Origin of the sequence: Methylorubrum suomiense, assembly GCF_022179765.1 — a bacterium.
Lineage (GTDB): Bacteria > Pseudomonadota > Alphaproteobacteria > Rhizobiales > Beijerinckiaceae > Methylobacterium > Methylobacterium suomiense.
In genome coordinates this window covers 1-23,708 of the sequence record NZ_BPRE01000004.1, presented here as the reverse complement: position 1 = coordinate 23,708, position 23,708 = coordinate 1, and the positions used below count along the sequence as shown (strand labels likewise).

Genomic DNA, 23,708 nt, shown 5'->3' with positions numbered 1-23,708 from the left:
CGGTGACGAGGCGTGCGCCGGCCGGCGCCGAGTTCGTGTCGCCGGAAGGCTAGCCCGCCGAAGCACCGGCTTCCAAGCCGCCTCGCGGCCATCGACGCTCGATGGGGCCAGAACGGGCCCGTGACATAACGGCCTGGCAGTGGCCCGGTTCGTTCGCGCGCAGGGTATTGGGTTAGCGCTACCCGATACCCTGCCGCGGAGTCGTGTTTCCCGACCCCCCGGGGGTCACCCGGTCGGGACGGCCTCTGGCGCCGTTTTGGATCCGGGCACCTCGGGTTTGCGCAGGCTTCCACGCCGGGACAGGTTCGCGGCCCCTCAGGAGATACCGTCATGAAACCCGTCGGCGAACACCCAACCGACTGACCGCCGAAGTGCCACCAGGGCCGAGCCTCTGCACCCTCGGTCAGAGAGCGAGCCACGTCGGGTCCGGGACGTCCTCGACCTGCCCAGCCGGCCGGCACCGGGACTGCTCCCTCCCGGCGAGTACGCGCAGGACCGTGGCTGGATCGTAGGCGTTGTTGGGCATGCCGGGATGCTCTCGCCGGCAGGCCTCGTTAGCGGGCCCATTTCAAATCCTTGTCTGCCGACGATGATCACGGCCGTCCAGGCCACGATGGTCCGATTGCCGCATGACAAAAGGGAATGCTCTAACCCCAACATTTGCCGATCCAGACAATTTGTGTCCGCCCGCTAATATTTTATAAGCCAAATTTGATTCAGGTTCTGACAGGTATTTGCGATTACATCAACAGGCCTCCCGGCGATGGCGTCGGCATGAGGCAGGACAGATGGCTCATTACACCACGCAGACCGCGCTTGAGCTCGTAAAGGAACTCCAGGGGAAGGCCCGCTGGTCCGACGAGAGCCTATCGATCCGGGTTCGCCGCGGCGAACCACTAAAGGTTTTCATCGAGCAGAGCATGATGGGCGGAAGCGTCGTCTATGCAATCTGGAGGGACGACGGCGCCATCGGCGGCTTCGCTCACCGCATTGTTTCGGGACTGGCTACGGCTGAGGCCGAGGCTGTCAGCGTCGAGGACAGCCTCGTCTACAGGGTCCCAGACGAGAGAGGCGCGCAGTTCCTTGCGGCCGGGTTTGGTGACGGCCGGGTGCCCGGTCCGGAGGAGGAATACGTCATCGCCATGGAAATCTGGGATCCGGACGGCCGCCGGGACGAGAATGGCCAACTAGTGGCGACAACCTATCTGGAGGTCGGCCCCTGACGGGCATGGTCTCGGGCCTGTAGAGCCTCTTCGACGAGTTCGGCGACGCGCTGCCCCGCTGCACTGGCGCGCTTCGCCCGGATGGCGACGATCCGGTGCGGGGGCGTCCCTGGCGAGGAGACGACTAGCTCGCCGCCGGCGCGCAGGCGGATCGTGACGACGAGGTCCTCCTCGTGGCCGGCGGGCCGCCGGGGTGGGGTCAGGCCTTCGAGGACGCGGGCCATCTCGGGCGGGTAGGTCTCGTCGGGATCAGGCATCCGGGAAGGATCGCGCCGCCCGAAGCGGCGGGCAAGCCCAGGCGAGTGCAGAGGTCGGGGTTGGCTCTGTCACTGGTGCCTGAGAAGCTCGGAGCGTGGCCGCCAAGACCGGGCCTCGCGCCCGTGTCCCACGTCACCAACAAACCCGTCGGACCCGGTCCGCGTGGGGACTACGCACATGGGTTTCCGACCCAGTTTCCGACCCAACGAAAAAGGCCCCGTTTCCGGAGCCTCGAATTCGTCAAACATCCCACAGCGTTGGGATGGTGGGCGCGACAGGGATCGAACCTGTGACCCCTACCATGTCAAGGTAGTGCTCTCCCGCTGAGCTACGCGCCCGGGCAGAAGCGCTTGGCTCCTGCGAGGCCGCGGCTATAGCCTGGAGCCGGCGGCTCTGCAAGCGACCTGTCGCGCTTTCTTTCGACCTTTTTTGTCGGCCACGCCGGGGCCTGTTCCGGCCTCGGGGAGAGCCGATCGATCCGTCGCCGGATGGCATGATTTCGGGGGCGAGTCGGGGCCGCTGCGTGCCGAACCGAAATCGGGTAAGCCGGGGCGCTTTGCGTCCGGAAGCCCCGCAGCTTCCGTAGCCGAGATGCGCCGAAGGGATCACGAACGAGGATGCGGTTTCTGCTGTCGGCCGATGAGGGGGCGATCATCCGCGGTTGGGTGGTGCCGGATGATCCGACCGCGATCAGCCGGGTCTACGTCACCGTCGAGGGCCGGCGCGTGGCCGAGGTCTCGGCGATCCATGCCGATCCGACCTTCATCCAGTATGGCTGGCACGCCACCGGCCTGTGCCATTACGAGGTCCGCGAGGATCACATCCCCGGCCTCGCCGGGATCGAGCGGCTCGAGATCTTCGACGTCGACACGAACGTTCTGGTGCATCGGCGCGTGCCCAAGGTCGGGCTCGCCACGCCGAAAGCGGTGCTGATCAACGCGCATATCCGGCCCGAGACGGTCATCCAGACCGCGCTCTTTCCCCATTTCCAGCAATGCTACTTCGGGATCGGACGTTTCCCGGAGGAGATCCTGCACGCCATCTTCGATACCGACACGCTCACATCGTGCCTGATGGTCGGGTCGATCATCCTCCCGCGCTACGAGGGGCATTTCGTCCAGGGCAATGCCGTGACGATGATGCTCTTGCACGATCCCTACGTGGAAATGGCGAGCCGTCTGACCTGGCTGCGCGAACGCGCCGGCATGGGCGCCGACCCGAACCAGAGCTGGCGACTCGGCCACCTCGCCGAGGCCGCCGCCTTCACGGCCGATTACGACTTCACCGACGCGAAAAGCCTTAAACGGCTGTTCCGGATGCTGCCGGAGCCGGCCTACCACCTGCTCTACAATCCCCTGACCCGCCAGCTCAGCACGCACGTCCCCGACGATCGGATCGTTCCGGGCAGCTCAATCATCGCCGTGGAGGTCCTGTCCCGCATCGGCATCGTCGGACACCGCGACTATTTCGAAGCCTTCATGGCAACCGTGTTCGACCGCCTAGAGATCAACGCCCCGATCCCGCTGCCCCTACCGATCCCTAACGGAACCCTAGAACTCGCCGAAAGGCTGCGCGGCTTGCGCTTCCTTCGAGATTGGATCGAATTCGACATGGTGCTCAGCGACGCGGTCCGCGCCTCGGTCTCCAAGAGCTGGCAGGACTGAGCCGTGGCTTGGGGCGCCGGCCGAAGGCTGCCGGTGACGGCATCCGACGGACTCGATCACCGGATCAATCTCGCTGATCGAGCGCTCGCCGGCGCTTGGATCACGCTGACATGGCGCGACATCGGAAGCGGCGGCATTCCCCGTGCCCTGATCAGCGCCCTGTCCGGTGACGGTGTCGTCACGACGCTTGCCGAGGAACCGACGACGGGTGACGGCTTTGCCTGGACCGGCCGCCTGCCGGAGGGGATCGTGGCTCTGCGCTTCACCGCGCTCTCGCGCAACGCGCCCTTTGCCCTGGCCGATCTGACGCTGTATCATCGTTCGCGCATCGCATTGGTGCTTCGGGCCGCCCGGCGCGAGCTGCATCTGACGACGCGCGCGGTCTACTGGCGCCTGCTCGGCCTCAAGCTGCGTGGGCGCGGCCTCCTCGCTCAAGCCTTGGCGCACCGTTCCGAGACCGGCTACGCCGCGTGGATCGCCCGTTTCGGTCGGCTTAGGCCCGCCGAACGCGCGCGGATCCGCGACGAGATCGCCGTCTGGCCGGCGCCCGCCCGTCTCTCCGTGCTGATGCCGGTGCACGACCCCGATCCGAAGGTGCTCGATGCGGCGATCCGCTCGGTGCGCGAGCAGCTCTATCCGGCCTGGGAATTGTGCATCGCCGACGATGCGTCGACCAATCCTGCGATCACTCGCCTGATCGCGCGCCATGCCGGTCAGGAGCCGCGCATCCGCGCGATGCGGCGCGAGACGAACGGTCATATCGCCCGCGCGACGAACGATGCACTCGCCCTCGCCACCGGAACCTATTGTCTATTCCTCGACCATGACGACCTGCTGGCCGAGACGGCGCTCTACGAGGTCGCCAAGGCGGTACGCACCGATCCGGGACTCGTCCTGATCTACAGCGACGAGGACAAGGTGGACGGCCGCGGCCGCCGCTTCGAGCCGCATTTCAAATCCGACTTCGATCGCGAACTCCTGAGCGGCCAGAACTACGTCAACCACCTCTGCGCGGTGCGCACGGACCGCCTTCGCGCGCTAAACGGTTTGCGTCCGGGCTTCGAGGGGAGCCAGGACCACGACCTTCTCCTGCGCCTCGTCGCGAATCTGCGGCGTGACGCGATCCATCATATCCCGAAAATTTTGTATCACTGGCGTGCCGCCGCCGGCTCCGGCACCTTCTCCGACCGGGCGTTGACGCGGGCCGAGGATGCGCGCCTGCGCGCTCTCAATGAGGTTGCGGCTCGGCGTGGGGCGAAGGCCGAGCGCGGTCCGCAGGGCTTCAATCGGCTTGTGCGGCCCCTGCCCGCACCCGCGCCCCTGGTCTCCGTGATCATCCCGACCCGGGACCGGGCGGAGCTGCTCGCGGTCGCCCTCGACGGCGTGCTGTCGGCCACGGATTATCCGGCCATCGAAATCCTCGTGATCGACAACGACAGCCGTGAGGACGCGACCTGCGCCCTCTTGAGAGGCTACGCGTCGGAGCCGCGGCTGCGGGTGCTGCCCGTGTCGGGTCCGTTCAATTTCTCGGACCTGTCGAACAAGGGCGCGGCGCAGGCTCGGGGCGATGTGCTCGTGTTCCTCAACAACGATATCGAAGTGCTGGAGCCGGGCTGGCTCACCGAACTCGTCTCGATCGCGTGGGAGGACGATGTCGGCGCGGTAGGGGCGAAACTCCTCTATCCCGACGGCACCCTGCAGCACGGCGGCATCGTCCTCGGCATCGGCGGGATCGCCGGCCACAGCCATCTCGGCATCGCCGGCGATGCGCCGGGCTATTTCGCGCGGATGCAACTGACCCAGGAGGTCTCAGCCGTCACCGGGGCTTGCCTGGCCATCCGCTCCACGGTGTTCGCCGCCATCGGCGGTTTCGATGCCCAATGTCTCGCCGTTGCGTTCAACGACGTCGACCTGTGCCTGCGCCTGCGGGCGGCCGGCTACCGCAACATCTGGACGCCCTTCGCCCGTTTGACGCACCATGAATCGAAGAGCCGCGGGCTCGAAGACACGCCGGAGAAGCGGGCCCGGTTCGAGGCGGAAGCGCGGGTCATGCGCGAGCGTTGGGGCACGGAGCTTCGATCCGATCCCTATTACAATCCGAACCTGTCCCGGGCCTCTGCGCATTTCCGCCTGTGACGCGCCGCGAGCGGGCTCAGCCGGAGGGCGGCTTGCGCGCGATGGCAACGGCGAAATGCGGGATGAAATCGGTCAGGTCGTCGAGCCGTAAGAGAAGCGCGAGCAGCCGGCTGCCATCCGGAATGTTGGTCAGGATGTCGTTGAGCGCGAGGTGGTAGACCGTGCCACCGACGGACCGGATCCAGGCATCGGGGAAGATGTCGCGCAAGCCGGGTAGAATGGCCTCGCTGTCGGCCGCCTCGCTGGGGTCGTATTCCATTTCGGCCAAGGTCGGGCGCGGAACGAAAGGGCGGTAGGGATTGGCGGGATCATTCGGGTTGCGGCGGTAGCGGGCGGGAAGAAGGGTGCGCACCGCGCGCACCAGCATCAGCGCGCTCCAAGGGAACTGGAAGCGATCGGCCCCGACGAAATCGTTCATGACGAGCCAGCCGCCGGGCCGCAGAGCATCGTAGCTCCACCGCAGAGCCGCACGGGCGTCGAACATGTGATGCAGCGCATTGTCCCAGAACACGAGATCGTAGCGCCCATCGCCGGGCCGCGCGAAGGCGTCGCCGTGAAGGAAGGTCGTGCGCTCCGTCAGCCTCCACGCCGCGGCGAGCCCGGCCCCGGCATCGAGCGAGGCCTTCGAGACGTCGTAGAGATCGAAATGACCGACGAGACCCTGCTGCAGCAGCGTCATTTCCTTGCCGCCGTTGCCGCAGCCGACCGAGACGCCGCGCACGAGGGGCAAGTCCGGCCCTGCCATCTCCTTCAAACGCTCGATCAGCCCCTGATTGAAGCCCTCGACGGGGCGGCCGCAGATGCGCCTGTTGATATGACGGAGGATCTCGGCGGATTCGTTCCACCGGATCCGGTTCGGCTGAGCCCGCCGCCATGCCTCCCAGCCGTCCCAGAACGCCCCTGCCCGCTCGGACATGGCCGCCTCATCCTGCATCGTCGCTCGCTCTTCCACGTGAGGTCGACGGTCGTTACGTGTCCTCGCTTGACCGGAGCTTGCACAACTTATCCGGGAACGCCCGTGCTGTTCAGCGACGGACACAACGGGATCGGCACCAGCAGGGGCATCGCCGCATGCCCGCAGCTGCGATCGATCGCAAAGACAGCTGGCATTGATGTTGCTTAGAATGATTCCGGAATGGGCGAGCGATCGCCGCGCACACAACTTGGCGGCGCATGATCGCCAGTTTTGCAATGCAGTATGAATTCGGTAGGCAAGCAATGACTTGAGCGGCGTCCTCGAGCTCCAGCTTCATCGGCAGAGCGATGGAAGCGTGCTTGTCGTTCGGCGCGCACAATTGTTCGAAGTCTTGTGGTCAGTCTATCCGCGAACGTCGCCAAACTTGATCACACTGCGACGGCCAAGGTGATCCTTTGCCAGTCCTGACGAATCCCTGTGCGACATACACCCAGCCATCGATTGATGAATACGCGCCACACATTCTCCCCATCTCGTGGATTAAGGGGGTGGTGGCGACCGCGCGGGTTGGAGCAGCCTGGGGACCGTACTAGAGCTTCGGCTCTGCGGTCGACCCGAGGTTGGGGCCCGCACCGGAATCACGAGCGTAACGGATCGACGTGACTCACCGCAAAAACATCGCGATCGTCGGCCGCGCTTGCCGCCTCCCCGGAGCGTCGAGCATCGAGGGTCTGTGGCAGCTTCTGACCGAGGGCCGCTGTGCCGTCTCCCGGATTCCCGAAGATCGCTGGTCGCTCCCGGCCTACGCGCATCCGCGGGCGCAGGAGCGCGGCAAGAGCTACACCTGGGCGGCGGGCATTCTCGACGACATCTGGTCGTTCGACCCCGGCGTATTCGGCATCTCGCCCCGCGAGGCCGAGCAGATGGATCCGCAGCAGCGCCTGCTGCTGGAGCTGACCTGGGAAGCCCTTGAGGATGCGGGCCTGCGCCCGTCCGCGGTCGCGGGCTCGGATATCGGCGTGTTCGTCGGCGCCTCCTCCCTCGATTACGGCAACCTGCGCGTCCTCGATCCGGCCTCCAGCGACGCTTACGCGGCGACCGGCAACACGCTCTCGATCATCTCGAACCGCATCTCCTACATCTTCGACCTGAAAGGCCCGAGCTTCACGCTCGATACCGCCTGTTCGTCCTCGCTCGTGGCGCTCAACGCCGCGATCACGGCGATCGAGGCCGGTCAAGTCGATACCGCGGTGGTGGCGGGCGCGAGCCTGCTCGTCAGCCCGTTCAACTTCATTTCCTTCTCCAATGCGCAGATGCTCTCGCGCACCGGCCTGTGCCAAGCCTTCTCGGCCAATGCCGATGGCTATGTGCGGGCCGAGGGCGGCGTCGTCCTGATCCTCCAATCGGCCGAAGCCGCCGCCCGCAGCGGACGGATCGTGCACGGGGTCATCGCGGCGAGCGGCGTCAACTCGGACGGACGCACCACCGGGATCACCCTGCCGTCCGGCAGCGCCCAGGGCGCCTTGCTGCAGCAGGTCTATCGCGATGCCGCCATCGATCCGGATCGCATCGCCTTCGTCGAGGCGCACGGCACCGGTACGCCGGTCGGCGATCCGATCGAGGCGAGCGCCATCGGCGGCATGCTCGGCAAGAAGCGGCAGGCGCCGCTGCCGATCGGTTCGATCAAGACCAATATCGGCCATACCGAGCCGGTCTCGGGTCTCGCCGGCCTGCTCAAGGCGAGCCTCGCCCTGGAGCACGACCTGTTCCCGGCCTCGCTCCACGCGTCCGAGCTGAATCCCGACATCCCGTTCGAGCCCCTGAACCTCGCGGTCAATCGGACGCCGCTGACGCTGTCGCGCGGCACCGAGCGCTTCGCCGGCGTCAACTCGTTCGGGTTCGGCGGTACCAACGCCCATGTGGTCCTGACCGACCCGGCCCGCGCGGCGACGGCTTCGGCGGTTCCGGCCGCAACAGGCCATGCGCCGGAAATCCTGCTGATTTCCGCCCAGAGCCGGGCGGCGCTGAACGATCTCGCCGCGGATTATGCCGCGCGTCTCGACTCCACCTCCCCCGAGGAGATCGCCCGCGTCGCCGCGGCCGCCGCCCATCGCCGGGAGCGCCTCCCCTTCCGTCTGGCCGCGCCGCTCGGGACCGGTCTCGACCTCGCCGCGGCCTTGCGCACCCATGCCGAGGGTGAGGAGGACGACGCGGCGGTCGTCGGGCAGGCGGTCGAGCGCGCCGCCGATGTCGCCTTCGTCTATTCGGGCAATGGCAGCCAATGGGTCGGAATGGGCCGCGAGGCCTATGACGGCAACGCGACGTTCCGCGAACGCTTCGATCGCACCGATGCCCTCTTCGAGCCCCTGTCCGGCTGGTCGCTCAAGGAAGCGATGTTCGCCGCCGACCTCGATCAGCGCCTGTCGCTGACGCGGGTCTCGCAGCCGCTAATCTTCGCCATTCAGAGCGCCTCGACCGCGGCTTTGCGCGCGAAGGGCCTGACGCCGAATTTCGTCCTCGGCCACAGCGTGGGCGAGATCGCCGCGGCGGAAGCCGCCGGCATCCTCAGCCTCGAGCAGGCCGTCCGGGTCATCTTCTTCCGCAGCAAGCACCAAGAGACGACGCGGGGATTCGGCACCATGGCGGTGCTGCTCGGCCCGGTCGAGGAAATGGAGACGTTCCTCGCCGAGTACCCCACCCTCGACATCGCCGCCTATAACAGCCCGAAGGCGATCACCGTCGCCGGCCCCGAGGCCGCAATCGAGGCGGCCATGAAGGCGCTGACGCGCAAGCGTCGCCGCGGGCGCAAGCTCGACCTCGAATACCCGTTCCATGGTCGGTTGATGGACCCGACCGAGCGTCCGCTCCTGCGCGACCTCGACGGGCTGACGGCATCGGCCGGGCACACCGCCATGGTCTCGACGGTGACCGGCACGGTGCTGCCCGGGGCCCGCTTCGGCGCCGGCTACTGGTGGCGCAATATCCGTGAGCCGGTGCGCTTCTGCGACGCCCTGCAGGAGGCGACGCGCCAGGGCGCGCGCGTCTTCGTCGAAGTCGGCCCGCGCGCGACGTTGTTGCCGCATATCGGCGACGCCGTGGAGCCGCTGGGCATCGAGGTCGCGTCCGTCGGCGTGCTGCACCGCAAGCCCGTAGGCGGCGACCCGATCGCCAAGGCGGTCGCCGGCGCCCTCGTGGCGGGTGCACGCGTCGATGAAACCGTCCTGTTCGGTGACGATCCGGCGGGAAGCGTCAGCCTGCCGCTCTACCCGTGGCAGCGCCGCAGCTTCCGGCTGTCCGAGACGGCCGAGGTGGTGGGTGCGGTGGTGCCGCGCCCCTGGCATCCGCTGGTCGGCGCCCGCAGCTCGTCCGATGGGCTCGAATGGCATGGCCATCTCGATCCGGCGCTCGTGCCCGAGCTCGACGACCACGTGATCGACGGGCAGGTGATCCTGCCGGGTGCCGCCTTCGTCGAGATGGCGCTTCACGTCGCCCGCGAAGCGCTGCGCTCGGACATCGCAACGCTCGCCGATGTCGAGATCGTGGCCCCCATGGTGTTCGCCGAGGAGGCCCTGCGCGAGGTGCTGGTGCGCCTCGCCGGTCACCAGATCCAGATCCTCAGTCGGCCGCGCCTGACCCAGGCCGCCTGGCAACTTCACGCCTCCGCAAAGATCATCGAGGGCGATTTTCCGGCGCCCGCGGGACGGGAGGTGAGCCTCCCCACCGATCACGCGATTCCGGGCGAAGACCTCTATCGCCGGGCCCTCGCCTCAGGACTCGGCTTCGGCGAAAGCTTCCGGCAGGTCGCGGCTTCCGCGCGGATCGACGAGACCACCATCGTCTCGGAACTGCTCCCGGCAGAATCGGACGCGCGCTACGGCCTCGTGCCGTCCCGCCTCGATTCGTGCTTCCACGGACTGATCCTGCTCTTCGCCGAGTTGATGGGTGAGAGCGCCACCAAGGCGTATGTACCCGTGCGCTTCGGCGAGATCCGCCTGCTGCGGCCGGGCGCCGTGATCGCGCGGGCGGAGATCCGGACCCGTCGCTGCAACGAACGCTCGATCCTGGCCGACTTCACGCTCCTCGACGCCGAGGGCGACGTGATCGCCACCATCCGCGAGGGCCGGTTCCAGGCCCTGCGGGCCAAGGGCGGAAGCGATCTCGATGCGTTCGCCATCACCCAGACGCGCGAACTCGCCACCGAGCCGACGGCCCTGCCGCTGGAACGGCGACCGGTCTTCGGCGATCGTCTGCGCCCCGCCCTCGCGGCGGCGACCGCCCCGAACGATGCCGAACTCGGTCCGGGCCATCTGCTGCTGGAGGGATGGGCGACGGCGCTCGCCTACCGTCTCGCGGAAGGACTGAGCCGCAACGGCACGATCGATCTCGCCGACCCGCGGCTGCCTCCGATCTTGCGTCCGTGGGCGGTGAACGCCCTCTACGCATTGGAGAGCAGCGGACTTGCGACCCACGAGGCGCGCGGTCGCGATGGCGGAACCTGGCACCTGCGCCGGGACGTGACCTTGCCCGCCCCGGAAGAGACGATGCGTTGGATCGCGTCGGACCACCCGGAGCTCTCCGCGGAGCTGGTGCTGCTGGCCGACACCACCGCCCTCGTCTCGCGCCTGCTTGCGGGTGAGACGATCGCCACGGCGAGCCTGCCGCCCGCCGCCCTCGACGCCTTCCACCTGCGCAGCGCGACCGCCCGTGCCAGCGCGGCCGCCGTCGCCGAGATCGTCGAGCGCAGCCGCGAGCGCCTGCCCCAGGATCGCGCCCTGCGCATCCTGCAAGTCGGCTTCGGCCCGCTCTCGGCCCGTGCGACTGCGTTGGCGCGCGAGACCGGTGCGTCGCTCACTGTGCTCGAAACCGATCGCCGCTTGGCCGAAAGGGCGCGGCTCGGCCTCCCCGCTCGGGTCAGCGTGACCGAGGCGGCCGACGATCTGCCGGCCAACGCCTTCGATCTGGTGCTCGCGAGCGATGTCCTTCACCGAGCCGAGCCGAACCTGCCCACCCGGATCGGTGCTTCGCTCGCCACCGGCGGTCTTCTGATCGCCGTCGAGCCCGGCGCCTCGCTGTTCCGCGACCTCGTCTTCGGATTGCGCCCGGACTGGTTCAGCGAAGTCGTGCCCGACCAGCCGCTCTCGCGGCTTCCGGATGTCGCGGGATGGCAGCGGACGCTCAGCGCCACCGGCCTCGTGCGCGTCTCGGCCGACCGGGCCATCTCGGCCAATGGCGGCGACCTGCTGCTCGTCGCCGAGGCCCCGGCCCGGCCGATCTCCGGCCATGGCCAGAGCTTCGCCTTCGTCGTCGGCTCGGACGATGCCTTCGGCGCCGAAACCGCCTCCTCGCTGGCGACTTTGCTGATCGCGAGCGGCGTCCACGTCTCGATCATTCTCGATTCCGAGCAATCGCTGCTGGAACTGGAGCGTGAAACCCCCGACACCGTGGTGTTCCTGGCCGGTGCCTTCACCGGAGAGGAACACGCGCCTGACGGGGAGACCGCGGCGCGCCTGCGCAATCGGTGCCTCAGCCTCAAGCGCTGCGCCGAGCATCTCGGCAACCGCCAGACCCGTCTCTGGGTGATCGCCCCCGGCGCGACCCGCGACGCGGGTGGCGAGGCCGCCGCCGTCGAGGCCGGCGTTTGGGCCTTCAGCCGCACCCTCGCCAACGAAGCGGCGAATCTCGACATTCGCCGGGTCGATCTGGCCCCGGCCCTGTCGTCGAAGCTCGCGGCGGAGCGGCTGCGCGCATTGATCCTCTCGGGCACGCCCGAGACCGAGATCGTTCTCGATGCCGACGCCACCCGCGTGGTCCGCTTCCATTCCGGCCGCTCGGCGCGGTTGGGCGGCGATCCGGCTCCGGCAGCCCAGCTGGAGCGCTCCAACACCGGCGGTCTCAACGAGATGATCTGGGGTCCGGCCGAGCGCGTTGCGCCCGGCCCCGGCGCGGTCGAGATCGCAGTGGCGGCCACCGGCCTCAACTTCCGCGACGTGCTTTGGGCGCTCTCCATGCTCCCGGAGGAAATCCTGGAGGATGGTTTCGCCGGTCCGCGGCTCGGCCTCGAAGTCTCCGGCCGGGTCACCGCGATCGGCACCGGCGTGGTCGACTTCAAGGTGGGCGATGCAGTCGTCGCCTTCGCGCAATCGGGCTTCGCCACCCATGTGGTCGTGCCCGAGATGGTCGTCGCGCCGATGCCCGAGGGTCTCGACCCTTCGGCCGCTGCCACCGTGCCGGTCGCCTTCCTCACCGCCTATTACGCGCTCTGCACCTGCGCCCGCCTGCGCAAGGGCGAGTGGCTGCTCGTCCATGGCGGCGCCGGCGGCGTGGGTCTCGCCGCGCTCCAGATCGCCAAGTGGAAGGGCGCCCGCGTCATCGCCACCGCCGGCTCGCGGGAAAAGCGCGCGCTGGTCGAAGCTTTGGGCGCCGAGCACGTGCTCGATTCCCGCTCGCTCGCCTTCGTGGACGACGTGCGCCGCATCACCGGCGACGGTGTCGACGTGGTGCTCAACTCGCTGTTCGGCGAGATGATGGAGCGCTCGCTCAACTGCCTACGGCCGTTCGGACGCTTCGTGGAATTGGGCAAGCGCGACTACGTCGCCAACACCCATATCGGCCTCCGGCCGTTCCGCCGGAACCTGTCCTATTTCGGCGTCGATCTCGATCAGGTCATCCAGCACCAGGGCGAGGACGGCGCGCGGATGTTCCGCGAGGTCATGGCGCTGTTCGCCGATGGTGGCTTGCGCCCCCTGCCCTATCAGCCCTTCGCCGCCGAAGAGACGTCGGACGCGTTCCGGCTCATGCAGCAATCGGGGCATGTCGGAAAGATCGTCGTCACGCCGCCCGCCCCCGGCAGCGTCGCTCGCCTCCAGCACCAAGCCTTCACGGTGAATCCGGACGGTGTCCATCTCGTCACCGGCGGTCTCGGCGGTTTCGGCATTGAGGCGGCCCGCTGGCTCGCGGATCGCGGCGCCCAGCGCATCCTGCTGGTCGGCCGTTCCGGCGTGCCGAGCGCGGAGGGACGGGAGGTCATCGCCGAACTCACCGCCCGCGGCGTGCGCGTCGAGACGAAGGCCTGCGACATCGCCAGCCGCAGGTCGGTCGATGCCCTGATCCAGGGCATCGAGGCCGCGGGCGACAAGCTGTCAGGCGTGATCCACGGCGCGATGGTCCTGCAGGACGGCCTGATCGCGGCCATCGAGCCCGACACCCTCGATGCGGTGATCGCCCCCAAGGTGATCGGCGCGACCCATCTCGACGCCGCGACCCGGGACCGCGCGCTCGACTACTTCGTGCTGTTCTCCTCGGCGACGACCTTCATCGGCAATCCCGGTCAGGGCAGCTACGTCGCGGCCAACGGCTTCATGGAAGGCTTGGCCCGTCAGCGGCGCCGGGCGGGTCTCCCCGCGCTCGCGGTCGCCTGGGGTGCCATCGGCGACGTCGGCGTGCTCGCTCGCAACAAGGGCGTGATGGACACGCTGGCGTCCCGCGTCGGCGTCACGCCCATGGAGGCGCGCCGCTGCCTCGACCTCATGGCCGAGGCGCTGGAGGCTCAGGGGACCGATGCGGACGAGGGCGTGATCGCCATCGCGGCCATGCATTGGGGCAAGGCGCGCGAACGTCTCGCCACCCTGCGCTCGCCGAGCTACGGCAGCCTCGGCACCGACCAGCAGGCAGAATCCGGTGCGGTCACGACGATCAATATCGGCGCCCTGTTGCGCGCGCAGGACATCGACGCGGTCCGCAAGGTGGTGGCCGATGCCATCGTCGAGGATATCGCCCGCATCCTGCGCCTGCCCAAGGACGATATCAGCCGCGTCCGCCAACTCTCCGAGATCGGTCTCGATTCACTGATGGGTGTCGAACTGGGCGCCAGCTTGCAGGAGCGCTTCGCCCTCGACGCGCCACCCGCAGGCATCTCGTCCGGCCTGACCGTCAACGAGTTGACCGAGACGCTGATCCAGGCGGTCGCCGCGCCGGTCGACGAGGCGGCGGGTGTGACGCTGAGCCTCTCCTCGAAGCATGTCAGCAACCTCGACGCGGCGACGCTGGTGCCGTTCAACGAACTCGTCGAGCAGAACGTCGCGGAAATTAAAGAGATCCTGCCATGACCCAGCCGTCACGTCCGCAGGACAGCCGTGCCGCTCTCGCGAGCTTCGTCACCAACCGACTCGGGCGTGCCAACGCGGCACGGCCCGAGCCAGCGACTCAAACCCGCAAGCCCGTTCAGTCCGAGAATCAGAGCTTCGAAAAGCTGACGGGCTACCGCGAACTCCGGCTCCAGCGCTCGGCCGCCGACCTGATCGGCCTCAACAATCCGTTCTTTCGGGTCCACGAATCCCGTGCGGCGGCGACCACGCGCATCGAGGGAAAGACCTTCGCCAATTACTCGTCCTACGACTACCTGGGCCTCAACGGTCACCCGGCGGTGAGCGGAGCGGCGCGGAAGGCGATCGAGACCTACGGCACCTCCGCCTCCGCAAGTCGTCTGGTGGCCGGCGAGCGGCCGGTGCACCTGAAGCTCGAACAGGCGCTGGCCTCGCATTACGAGACGGAAGCCTGCGTCGTCATGGTGAGCGGTCACGCCACCAACGTCACCACCATCGGCGCCATCCTGGAGCCGGCGGACGTAATCTTCCACGATGCTTTGATCCATAACAGCGTGGTAACGGGCGCCCAGCTCTCGGGCGCGCAGCGCCGCTCCTTCGCCCATAACGATCCGGCCGCGCTCGAAAAGCTCTTGGAGGCGACGCGCCACGAGCATCGTCGGGCGCTGATCGTGATCGAGGGCCTCTACAGCATGGACGGCGACGCGCCGGATCTGGCCGCCTTCGTCGAGCTGAAGCGCCGCTACGATTGCTGGCTGATGGTGGATGACGCCCACGGCCTCGGCGTGCTCGGCCGCACGGGTGCGGGCCTGCATGAGCATTGCGGGGTGGACGCGGCCGATATCGACATCTGGATGGGCACGCTCTCGAAGACGCTCTCGTCCTGCGGCGGCTATGTCTGCGGGCCGGCGGTGCTCGTCGAGTACCTGAAATGCACGGCGGGTGGTTTTCTCTACAGCGTCGGCATGTCCCCGCCGCTGGCCGCCGCCGCCGAGGCTGCGCTCTCCGCGCTGCATGCCGAGCCGGAGCGGGTCGAGCGTCTTCGCCGCAACGGCAACCTCTTCCTGGCGGGGGCCAAGAAGCGCGGACTCAACACCGGTACGAGTCTGGGGCTCGCCGTAATTCCGGTGATCGTCGGGGATTCGCTGAAAGCCGTGACGTTGTCCGACCGCCTGTTCAAGCGCGGCATCAACGTGCAGCCGATCATCCACCCGGCGGTGCCGGAGCGATCCTCGCGCCTGCGCTTCTTCATGACCTCGGAGCATACACCCGAGCAGATCGCCGAGACCGTCGCCGCGGTCGCCGATGAGCTGGCGGCGCTGGAGACAGGCGCCACCCTGATCGAGCAGCTGATGGCGCGACGGGGGGCTTGAGCTCTCCGTCGTCTCAATCCTCCGGCAGCGGGCACGCCTGGATCGGATCCGACGCTGGAGCGATCGCGCAGGACGCGGACAGCTTCGGCGCCATGCGCCGCAACTATTCGACCTGGGCGGCGAGGCCGGCGATCTCCGTTTCGCGCGCCGCTCGCAGCGCCTGCTCCGAGGGATGGCCAAGCACCTCGCCGATCAATTCGAGGCCGACACCTAAAGCGACGAGCGCCGCACCGGCGACGCGCAGAACGCCGATCCACCGGAGGCTTTCGACCGCGCTCCCGATGCCGGCCGCGCTCGACACCGCAACGTCCACCTGCACGGACATACCCGTCCCTCGACGCGTTTTCTGCCGATGCGGGTCCCGCTCCCTCAGCGACCTTCGCTCAGCCTTTCTACAGAGATGGCGCAGTCGCTGAGAAAGAGCGAGGCACCGTTTTATGACAGAAGCTGTCGGAGGTCCGTCACTGAAACTTGAAGAGAAGGTCCATCTCTGGGCGAAGTTCGGAGAGGAAGGGCGACCTCTTCATCGACCTTTGTACAGAGCAATCGCGCAGTATTCGTCATTCAGCATGAACTCCTCGCCGCTCTCGCCTGCGATTGCTTCATGCCGTTCGCCCTGATCTGGCTGTCAGCGCCGTCCGGCCAGCCAGATGACGTGCCGCGCCCCGCGCTTACCCCGTGCCCGGATCGCCACTTCCTCGACGGCAAACCCTGCCTGTCCGAGGCGCCGGGAGAAAGCCGTGTCGGGATGGGCCGACCAGACCGCCAGTAAGCCGCCGGGGCGGAGGGCCGCGCGCGCGGCGGCCAGGCCGCCGGCATCGTAGAGGCGGTCGTTGGCGACGCGGGTGAGGCCGTCGGGTCCGTTATCGACGTCGAGAAGGATCGCGTCGTAGGCGTTTCCCCGCTCGGCGATCACCGCCGCCACGTCGGCCTCGCGGATGGCGACCCGAGGGTTGTCCAGGCATGGTCCGGTCAATTCCGCCATCGGCCCGCGTGCCCAGGCCAGGACGGCCGGAACGATCTCGGCGACCGTCACCGCCGCTTTGAGCGGCAGATGGCCGAGGGCGGCGCGGAGCGTGAAGCCCATGCCGTAGCCGCCGATCAGCACCCGCGGTGCGGCAATCGTCGCGATCCGCTCGGCGGCAAGGCGCGCCAGCGCCTCCTCCGAGCCGAACAGCCGACTGTTCATGAGTTCGTTGCGGTCGAGCTGAATCGAGAATTCCGCGCCACGCCGCATCAGGCGCAGGCTGCCGGCCTCGCCGGGGATCGGGGCGGTGTCGAGATGTTCCCAGGGGATCATGAAACGCACTGCCTGATCTCTCCCCGATCGGGGAGAGGAGCCCCTGAGGGGACGAGAGGGGAAGCGCGGCTTCGAGATGGCAGTACAATCGAGGTCGGGAGCAAGGCCACCGCCGCGTTGCTCCCCGATCGCGCCTCGCAACCGCGAGGCGCCCTCCCCCGATGAGGGGGAGGGATTTCCGGAGTTACATCCCGAACTGCACTTCCCGGCTGTTGCCGCGCTTCAGATTGCGGAAGCGGGCCATGGCCCAGAGGGGGAAGAATTTCGGGTAGCCGTGATAGCGGAGGTAGAACACCCGCGGGAAACCCGTCGCGGTGTAGCGTTCCTCGCTCCACAGACCGTCCTGGCCCTGCGTGCGCAGCAGGTAGTTCACGCCCCGTGCCACGGCCGGATCGTCGACCTCACCCGCCGCCATGAGGGCGAGCAGCGCCCAGGCGGTCTGAGACGCGGTCGAATAGCCCGGCTCGAATTCGGGGTTGAGCTTGTAGGACGAGGCATCCTCGCCCCAGCCGCCATCCGGGTTCTGGATGCGGATCAGCCACGCTACGGCCTTGCGGATCTCGGGGCTCTGCGGATCGACCCCGGCCGCATTCAGCGCGCACAGCACCGACCACGTGCCGTAGATGAAGTTCATGCCCCAGCGGCCGTACCAGCTCCCGTCCTTTTCCTGGTCGTTGAGCAGATAGGTGACGCCGCGATCGAGGGCGCGGCTGGTCGCGCGGGTCTCGCCGAGCTGCGACAGCATCGAGACGACGCGGGCCGTGACATCCGCAGTCGGCGGGTCGAGCAGCGCACCGTGGTCCGAGAACGGGATGTGGTTGAGATAGTGATGGTTGTTGTCGGCGTCGAACGCCGCCCAGCCGCCATCGGCGCTCTGGAGCCCCTCGACCCATTCGCGGGCGCGGGCGATGGCGTTCGAATAGTCCGGCATCCCGCTCACCAGTCCATGCTGGCGCATGGCGCGGTCCATCGCCATCACCACGACGGCGGTGTCGTCGAGATCCGGATAATGCGGGTTGGCGTACTGGAAGGCCCAGCCACCGGGCCGGACATTCGGCTTCGTCGCGGCCCAATCGCCCTTGATGTCGAGCACCTGCAGCGGCTTGAGCCAGTCGAGACCGGCGCGGGCATTGGCCTCCGCCTGGGCGCCGCCTGCCTCCAGCATGGCATGGCTGTTCAGCGCCGTATCCCAGACCGGGGACAGGCAGGGCTGGACGTAGGCCTCATGGTCCTTCTCGACCACGAGCTTCTCGATCGCCTCGAGGGCGATCTTCACCTGCGGATGGTCCGGCGAATAGCCCAACACCTCGTACATGAGCACCGAGTTGACCATGGCCGGGAAGATCGCGCCGAGGCCATCCTCGCCGTTCAGGCGCTCGCTGGTCCAGGCCACGGCCTTGTCGATGGCGCGCTGACGGATGCCTTTGGGGAAGCGGTCCTGGGTCTGCTGGAGCACGCGGTCGATCGCGCCGAAGATCGGCGTCCATGGCCACGTGGCGTGGGGCGAGCCGGGCCAGGTCCGCACCGAGTCGGGCGGCGTCACGAACAGCTCGGCGACGCCGATCCCGCGGGGGTTCCTGGCCCGCGGCTTCTTCGCCTGGAGCACGAACAGCGGCACCATGGTGCAGCGGGCCCAGTACGAGACCTTGTCGAGGTGGAACGGGAACCACTTCGGCAGGTGCATCACCTCCACCGGCATCACCGGTACGGCACGCCACGGCACCTCGCCGTAGAGGGCCAGGAGGATGCGGGTGAAGACGTTGGCATTGGCGGCGCCCCCCCGCTGGAGGATGGCCTTGCGGGCCGCGCGCATATGCGACGCCTCGATGTCGTCGCCGATCATCTTCAGGGCGAAGTAGGCCTTGACCGTCGCGCTGATGTCGAACGGTCCGTCATGCACCAAGGCCCAACCGCCATGCGCCTTCGACTGCGTGCGGCGCAGGTAATTGCCGATCTTGGCCTCCAGGCCGGGACGCGGCTCGGTGGCGCGGAACTGGTGGAACAGGATGTACTCGGAGGGGATGGTCGCATCCGCCTCCAACTCGAAGCAGATATGTCCATCGGCGTGGGTCATCGCCGTCAGCGCGCGCGCGGCATCCTGCACGCCGCGCTCCACGTCGGCGAGGGAGACGTCGCGCGTCTTCGGACGGTGCAACTGCTCAACTTTGCCGGCCGCCTCGCGCATCGCCGTCGCCTCGTCGGACTGTCGTGATGCCGTCGTCATTGCTTCAAGCAACTCCCTGTGCCTGTGCCCGCCCGCACATCCCGCTACGGGACAGCGCCTGCGCCGCCATCGTTCCGGATCGGATCGCCCCCTCGATCGTCGAGGGAAGACCCGTTTCCGTCCAATCACCCGCCAGAACGAGATTCGGGAAGCGCGTGGCGGCACCGGGCCGCCGCGCGGCTTCCGCAGGCGTGGCCGCGAAGGTCGCCCGCTTCTCCTTAACGATCTGCCAGCTGGGCAATTCCCGTGCTACCCCATTGAGTTCCGCGATCTCAAGCCAGATCTGGCGAGCCAGTTCCTCGCGGGGTGCATCGAGCAGCCGATCGGCGCCACTTATGGTGACCGAGAACCGGTCCGGATAGGCGAACAGCCACTCGGTCAGACCGCCGACGACGCCGAGCAGCAGCGGCGCCGTCTCGGGCGGGCGAATCGCGAAATGCGCGTTGACGATGGAGCGGAACGTCTTCGGTGTCGGTGTGCCGGGGAGGAGACCCTCCGTCACCCAGGGCGGCAGGGCCAGAACGACCGAATCGTTCGGGCCGATCACCGTCGGCTCGTCGGTGAAGTCGAGGCGCTCGATCCGACTAGGGGCCAGCGTGAGTCCGCGCAGGCGACGCCCGTAGCGAATCTCCGCACCGCGCTCGGCGAGGAAGCGGAGAGCCGGCTCGACGAAGGCGACCGACAGGCCCTCCACCGCCACCATGGGCCGGCAGGCACGTCCGCCCGCCCCGAGGGTCTCGCGCAGGATCGTGGCGGCGAGTCCGACATCGCTCTCGCGCGGTTCGGTGTTGAGCGCGGCCAGCAGCACTGGATGCCAGAGCCGCTCGTAGAGCGGCCCCTCGCAGGACATCTTCTCGCCGATCGTGCCGCTCTTGCCCGGCGCACTGCCCGACGCCGCCATCATCAGCGAGAGCGGGGCGAGATAGTCGCGGGCCCGCGTTCCCGGCACCCGGCGCCCGGCGCGCAACACCCACCAGGGCAGACGGCCGGGATTCGGGCGGAGCGTCCAGCGCTCGCCGGTGCGGAGATCCGCGAAGGGGAAGGCGGCCTCGTCCGGACCGGTCAGCGCATCGGCCGGCGCGCCGACGCGCGCCATGAAGTCCAGCGTCGAGCGGTTGCCCGACAGCAGCAGGTGATTGCCGTTGTCGATCGTCAGGCCCAAAGCCGGATCGTAATAGGACCGGCAGCGCCCGCCGGCCTGCTTGGCGGCTTCGTGCAGCACCACATGGGCACCGGTCTCGGCGAGCGAGACGGCGGCGGACAAACCGGCGAGCCCGGCCCCGACGACGTGAACCGTAGCCGTCATCACACGATCCCGTGGCGCAGCGCGACGAGGAGAAGGGAGAGCTTGCCCGGCTTCACCCGTTCGCGCGGGGACGCCCAGCCACGGCGCATCACGGCGTCGAGGTAGAGCCGGTAGGCCGCGGCCATCAGGCGGGCCGCTTTCGTCGCGCGCCGGGGGCTCCGCGCGATCACCGCCCAGGTCTGACGGTAATGCTCCTGCGCCTCCGCGGCGACGGCCTCGCACACCTCGCCGAGGCGGGGATGGGCAAGCGCGCTTTCCGGCGTCGGGTTCATCAAGCCGATCTTGTGGAACTTCTCCATCGGCAGGTAGAGGCGGCCGCGCTCGGCATCCTCGTCGATGTCGCGCAGGATGTTGGTGAGCTGCAGCGCCCGCCCCTGGTGCCACGCGAGCTTCACGCCCGCCTCCTCCGGCATGCCGAAGATGCGCACCGAGAGTCGCCCGACCGCGCTCGCCACCCGATCGCAATAGAGGTCCAGATTCGCTTCCGTGGGGGCGACGATGTCCTCGGCGGCGTCCATCGCCATGCCATCGATGACGGCGATGAAGTCGTCGCGCTTCAGGCCGAACCGGCGCACCGGCTCAACCAGCGGACGGACACGGTCTGGCGGGTGACCGGCATAGAGCGCGTCGATATCGGCGCGCCAGCTGTCCAATTCCGCGGCGCGGAGATCGCGGGGGCAGCCGTCATCGGCAACATCGTCGACGGCGCGGCAGAAGGCGTAGACGGCATACATCGCTTCCCGCCGCTCCTTCGGCAGCAGGCGCATGGCCGTGTAGAACGAGGAGCCGGCCGCCGGCAGAGCGGGCCCGGCTTCGGCCGGCATGGAGGTCGCGACGGCGCTCATCGGCCGGCTCCGGAGGTGGCGGCGCGGGGCCGGAAGGGGCGGCGTACCAGCGTCGCCGCGATACCGCCGAGCGCGGTGAGGGCGAAGCCGGCCTTGCCGTGATGGACCTTTTCCGACAGCGGATCGCGGGTGAGCAAGCCTCGGGTCAGAACGACGGCGAGCCGGTGGATCGCCGCGATTTCGAGGCTCAGGCGCAGGTCGTCGATCAGGCCGGGCAGCGGCTTGCCCTCCTCCAGCAGATCGAGGGTGCGCTGAGCGAGTTCCCGGATCACGGCCAGCAATTCGGGCGTCGCCTTGTCCCGCGCCAGCATCGACGGGTCGGCGCCGTGCTTCGCCATGACGTCGAGGGGAATGTAGACCCGGTCGAGATTGCGAAAATCCTTGCCGCAATCCTGGAGGTGATTGAGGATCTGGAGAGCCGCGCAGATCGCGTCCGAGGTCTTCCAGACCCGCGCCGGATCCTCGCGATGCACGTCGAGCACGAAGCGCCCGACCGGCATCGCAGAGTAGCGGCAATAGTGAATGAGCTCATCCCAGTCGGCGTAGCGGTTCTTGCGCGCATCCATCCGGAACGCGTCGAGGAGCTCCAGGGCGTGGGTCGGCGGCAAGCCATGCGCGGCGAGTTCGCGCTTGAGCGGCTCGACCGACGGGTCGGACCCGCCTTTGCCCGTCAGCGCATCGGCGAGCGCGTCGAGAAGCTCGATCTTGCGCTCCGGCGACAATCCGGTGTGGTCGGCAACATCGTCGCCGGCGCGGACATAATTGTAGAACGCGAGGATCGCGCCGCGATTGCGCGGATGGATCAGGTGCGAGGCGACGGGAAAGTTCTCGTCGTGCTGACCCTTGCCCGTGCGGGCATCGGTGGCGGTCTGAAAGCCGGCGCTCATTTCATGTATCCCGCCTGCCGGAACCAGGAAATCGCGTCCGACAGCCCGTCGCGGTAGGGCCGCGACGTGTAGCCGAGTTCGGAGCGTGCCTTCGCGTCGGAGAAGAACATCCGGTATTTCGACATGCGCACGCCGTCGATGGTCGCGAGCGGAGCCTTGCCGGTCAGCCGGGCGACCTGCTCGGAAATGAACGCGATCGGATAGATGACGGCGTAGGGCAGCCGCGTCGTCGGGGCCTTGCGGCCGACCAGGCCGGCAATGTCGGCCAGCATCGTCGCCAGCATCACGTCCTCGCCGCCGAGAATGTAGCGTTCGCCGACGCGGCCTTTCCGAAGCGCCAGAAGATGGCCGGCGGCCACGTCGTCCACATGGGCGAGGTTGAGGCCGGTATCGACGAAGGCGGGGATCTTGCCCTGGGCGGCATCGAGGATGATGCGCCCGGTGGGCGTCGGCTTCACGTCGCGGGGGCCGATCGGCGTCGAGGGGTTCACGATCACCGCGGGCAGGCCGTCGCGCAGAACCATCTCCTCGACCACGCGCTCGGCCACGACCTTGCTGCGCTTGTAGGCGCCGATGGCGGTCTCGGGCGTCAGCGGGCGGGTCTCGTCGGCGGGCGTGCCGTCGTCATGCGGTTTGATGGTCGCGACGCTGGACGTGTAGACGATCCGCTCGACGCCCGCCCTCAGCGCCTCTTCCATCAGGATGCGGGTGCCGTCGCGGTTGGTGCGGACGATCTCTTGCATATCCGGCGCCCAGAGCCGGTAATCCGCCGCCGCATGGATGAGGTAGCGCTGGCCGCGCATGGCGGATGCCACCGCTGCCCGGTCGCGCATGTCGGCCTCGACGATCTCGACATCGGGCCACGTCAGGTTGGTGCGCGGCGAGGAGGCCCGCACCGAGATGCGCACGCGGAAGCCGGCGGCGCGGAACACGTCCACCAGGGCGGCTCCGAGAAAGCCGCTGGCGCCGGTGATGAGCACCGGCCCCGCCTCGAATGGGCCGCTTCGTGTCGGCTCTGTCATGGTTCTCGCGTGATCGACCGGGAAGCCCAGGCCCGCCGGTCGGCGGGGATTCGGGCGAACGGAAACGCCGCTGCCGCTCCGATCGCCGATTCGGCGGTTCAGGGCGGTGCGGCGCTTCTCTCATCGATGGCGCGGTGCGGCAAGCGCCGCGCCCGCGCCGGTAATTAACGGCTCAAGCCAGCCGCAGGCGACCGGTGCGGCTGCCCTTCTTCTGGTCGGGCAACGCGGCGCGGACGGCCTTGAGGATGCCCTCGGCGTCGAGGCCGGCCTCGGCGTACATCTTCTCCGGCTTGTCGTGGTCCTGGTAGCTGTCCGGCAGCGTCAGCGTCCGAACCCGGACGCCGCCCCCATCCAGCACGCCCCGCTCGGCCAGGAGATGCAGGACCATCGCCCCGAACCCGCCGACCGAGCCCTCCTCCACCGTCACCAGAACCTCGTGGCTGCCCGCCAGA

The 23,708-nt window shown here is 68.2% G+C and carries 15 protein-coding genes and 1 tRNA gene; 5 read left to right on the top strand and 11 right to left on the bottom strand.

Annotation, left to right across the window (positions count from 1 at the left end):
* Positions 1–788: 788 nt before the first annotated feature.
* Positions 789–1,223 carry a hypothetical protein gene (locus tag MFF26_RS07245; protein ID WP_238307813.1) on the top strand — a complete coding sequence of 145 codons (435 nt, stop codon included), beginning with the start codon at positions 789–791 and terminating at the stop codon, positions 1,221–1,223.
* Here the strand turns inward: MFF26_RS07245 and MFF26_RS07240 are convergent.
* A complete protein-coding gene (locus MFF26_RS07240) occupies positions 1,202–1,480 on the bottom strand; it encodes a hypothetical protein (RefSeq protein ID WP_238307812.1) in 279 nt (92 codons plus the stop codon). The genes MFF26_RS07245 and MFF26_RS07240 overlap by 22 nt on opposite strands.
* 264 nt (positions 1,481–1,744) lie before the next feature.
* Positions 1,745–1,819: transfer RNA gene (locus MFF26_RS07235), tRNA-Val, on the bottom strand.
* Positions 1,820–2,098: 279 nt separating this feature from the next.
* Here MFF26_RS07235 and MFF26_RS07230 point away from each other — a divergent pair.
* A complete protein-coding gene (locus MFF26_RS07230) occupies positions 2,099–3,145 on the top strand; it encodes a hypothetical protein (protein ID WP_137827804.1) in 1,047 nt (348 codons plus the stop codon).
* Positions 3,146–3,178: 33 nt separating this feature from the next.
* Positions 3,179–5,281 carry a glycosyltransferase family 2 protein gene (locus tag MFF26_RS07225; RefSeq protein WP_238307811.1) on the top strand — a complete coding sequence of 701 codons (2,103 nt, stop codon included), beginning with the start codon at positions 3,179–3,181 and terminating at the stop codon, positions 5,279–5,281.
* Positions 5,282–5,297: 16 nt separating this feature from the next.
* Here MFF26_RS07225 and MFF26_RS07220 read toward each other — a convergent pair whose 3' ends face one another.
* On the bottom strand, positions 5,298–6,197 hold the full coding sequence (locus tag MFF26_RS07220) for a class I SAM-dependent methyltransferase (protein WP_171015395.1): 900 nt from the start codon (positions 6,195–6,197) through the stop codon (positions 5,298–5,300).
* 659 nt (positions 6,198–6,856) lie between these two features.
* On the opposite strand from MFF26_RS07220, the gene MFF26_RS07215 reads away from it, so the two are divergent.
* Both MFF26_RS07215 and MFF26_RS07210 read left to right on the top strand, forming a co-directional pair.
* The gene (locus tag MFF26_RS07215) at positions 6,857–14,302 is read left to right on the top strand and encodes a type I polyketide synthase (RefSeq protein WP_137827801.1); all 7,446 of its coding nucleotides are present in this window, start codon (positions 6,857–6,859) and stop codon (positions 14,300–14,302) included.
* The gene (locus MFF26_RS07210; RefSeq protein ID WP_137827800.1) at positions 14,299–15,672 is read left to right on the top strand and encodes an aminotransferase class I/II-fold pyridoxal phosphate-dependent enzyme; all 1,374 of its coding nucleotides are present in this window, start codon (positions 14,299–14,301) and stop codon (positions 15,670–15,672) included. Before MFF26_RS07215 ends, MFF26_RS07210 begins: the two co-directional genes overlap by 4 nt.
* Positions 15,673–15,775: 103 nt before the next feature.
* On the opposite strand, the gene MFF26_RS07205 is transcribed toward MFF26_RS07210, so the two are convergent.
* The 8 genes from MFF26_RS07205 to MFF26_RS07170 all read right to left on the bottom strand — a co-directional run.
* Entirely contained in the window at positions 15,776–15,973 is a 198-nt protein-coding gene (locus tag MFF26_RS07205) for a hypothetical protein (protein WP_238307810.1), read from the bottom strand.
* Between the two features lie 327 nt (positions 15,974–16,300).
* A complete protein-coding gene (locus tag MFF26_RS07200) occupies positions 16,301–16,972 on the bottom strand; it encodes a polyamine aminopropyltransferase (RefSeq protein WP_238307895.1) in 672 nt (223 codons plus the stop codon).
* Positions 16,973–17,156: 184 nt separating this feature from the next.
* Positions 17,157–19,157 (bottom strand): squalene--hopene cyclase, encoded by a 2,001-nt coding sequence (shc, locus tag MFF26_RS07195; protein WP_137827938.1) that lies wholly within the window; start codon positions 19,155–19,157, stop codon positions 17,157–17,159.
* A gap of 43 nt (positions 19,158–19,200) precedes the next feature.
* Positions 19,201–20,502, bottom strand: coding sequence for a hydroxysqualene dehydroxylase HpnE (gene hpnE / locus MFF26_RS07190; RefSeq protein WP_137827798.1), 1,302 nt, complete (start codon positions 20,500–20,502; stop codon positions 19,201–19,203).
* Positions 20,502–21,347 (bottom strand): presqualene diphosphate synthase HpnD, encoded by an 846-nt coding sequence (gene hpnD, locus MFF26_RS07185; RefSeq protein ID WP_238307809.1) that lies wholly within the window; start codon positions 21,345–21,347, stop codon positions 20,502–20,504. The genes hpnE and hpnD overlap by 1 nt, the downstream gene beginning before the upstream one ends.
* Positions 21,344–22,234, bottom strand: coding sequence for a squalene synthase HpnC (gene hpnC, locus MFF26_RS07180; RefSeq protein WP_137827797.1), 891 nt, complete (start codon positions 22,232–22,234; stop codon positions 21,344–21,346). The genes hpnD and hpnC overlap by 4 nt, the downstream gene beginning before the upstream one ends.
* Positions 22,231–23,256 carry a hopanoid-associated sugar epimerase gene (gene hpnA / locus MFF26_RS07175; RefSeq protein ID WP_137827796.1) on the bottom strand — a complete coding sequence of 342 codons (1,026 nt, stop codon included), beginning with the start codon at positions 23,254–23,256 and terminating at the stop codon, positions 22,231–22,233. Before hpnA ends, hpnC begins: the two co-directional genes overlap by 4 nt.
* Positions 23,257–23,428: 172 nt before the next feature.
* On the bottom strand, positions 23,429–23,708 hold a 280-nt coding region (locus MFF26_RS07170), incomplete at its 5' end, for a transketolase C-terminal domain-containing protein (RefSeq protein WP_283207394.1).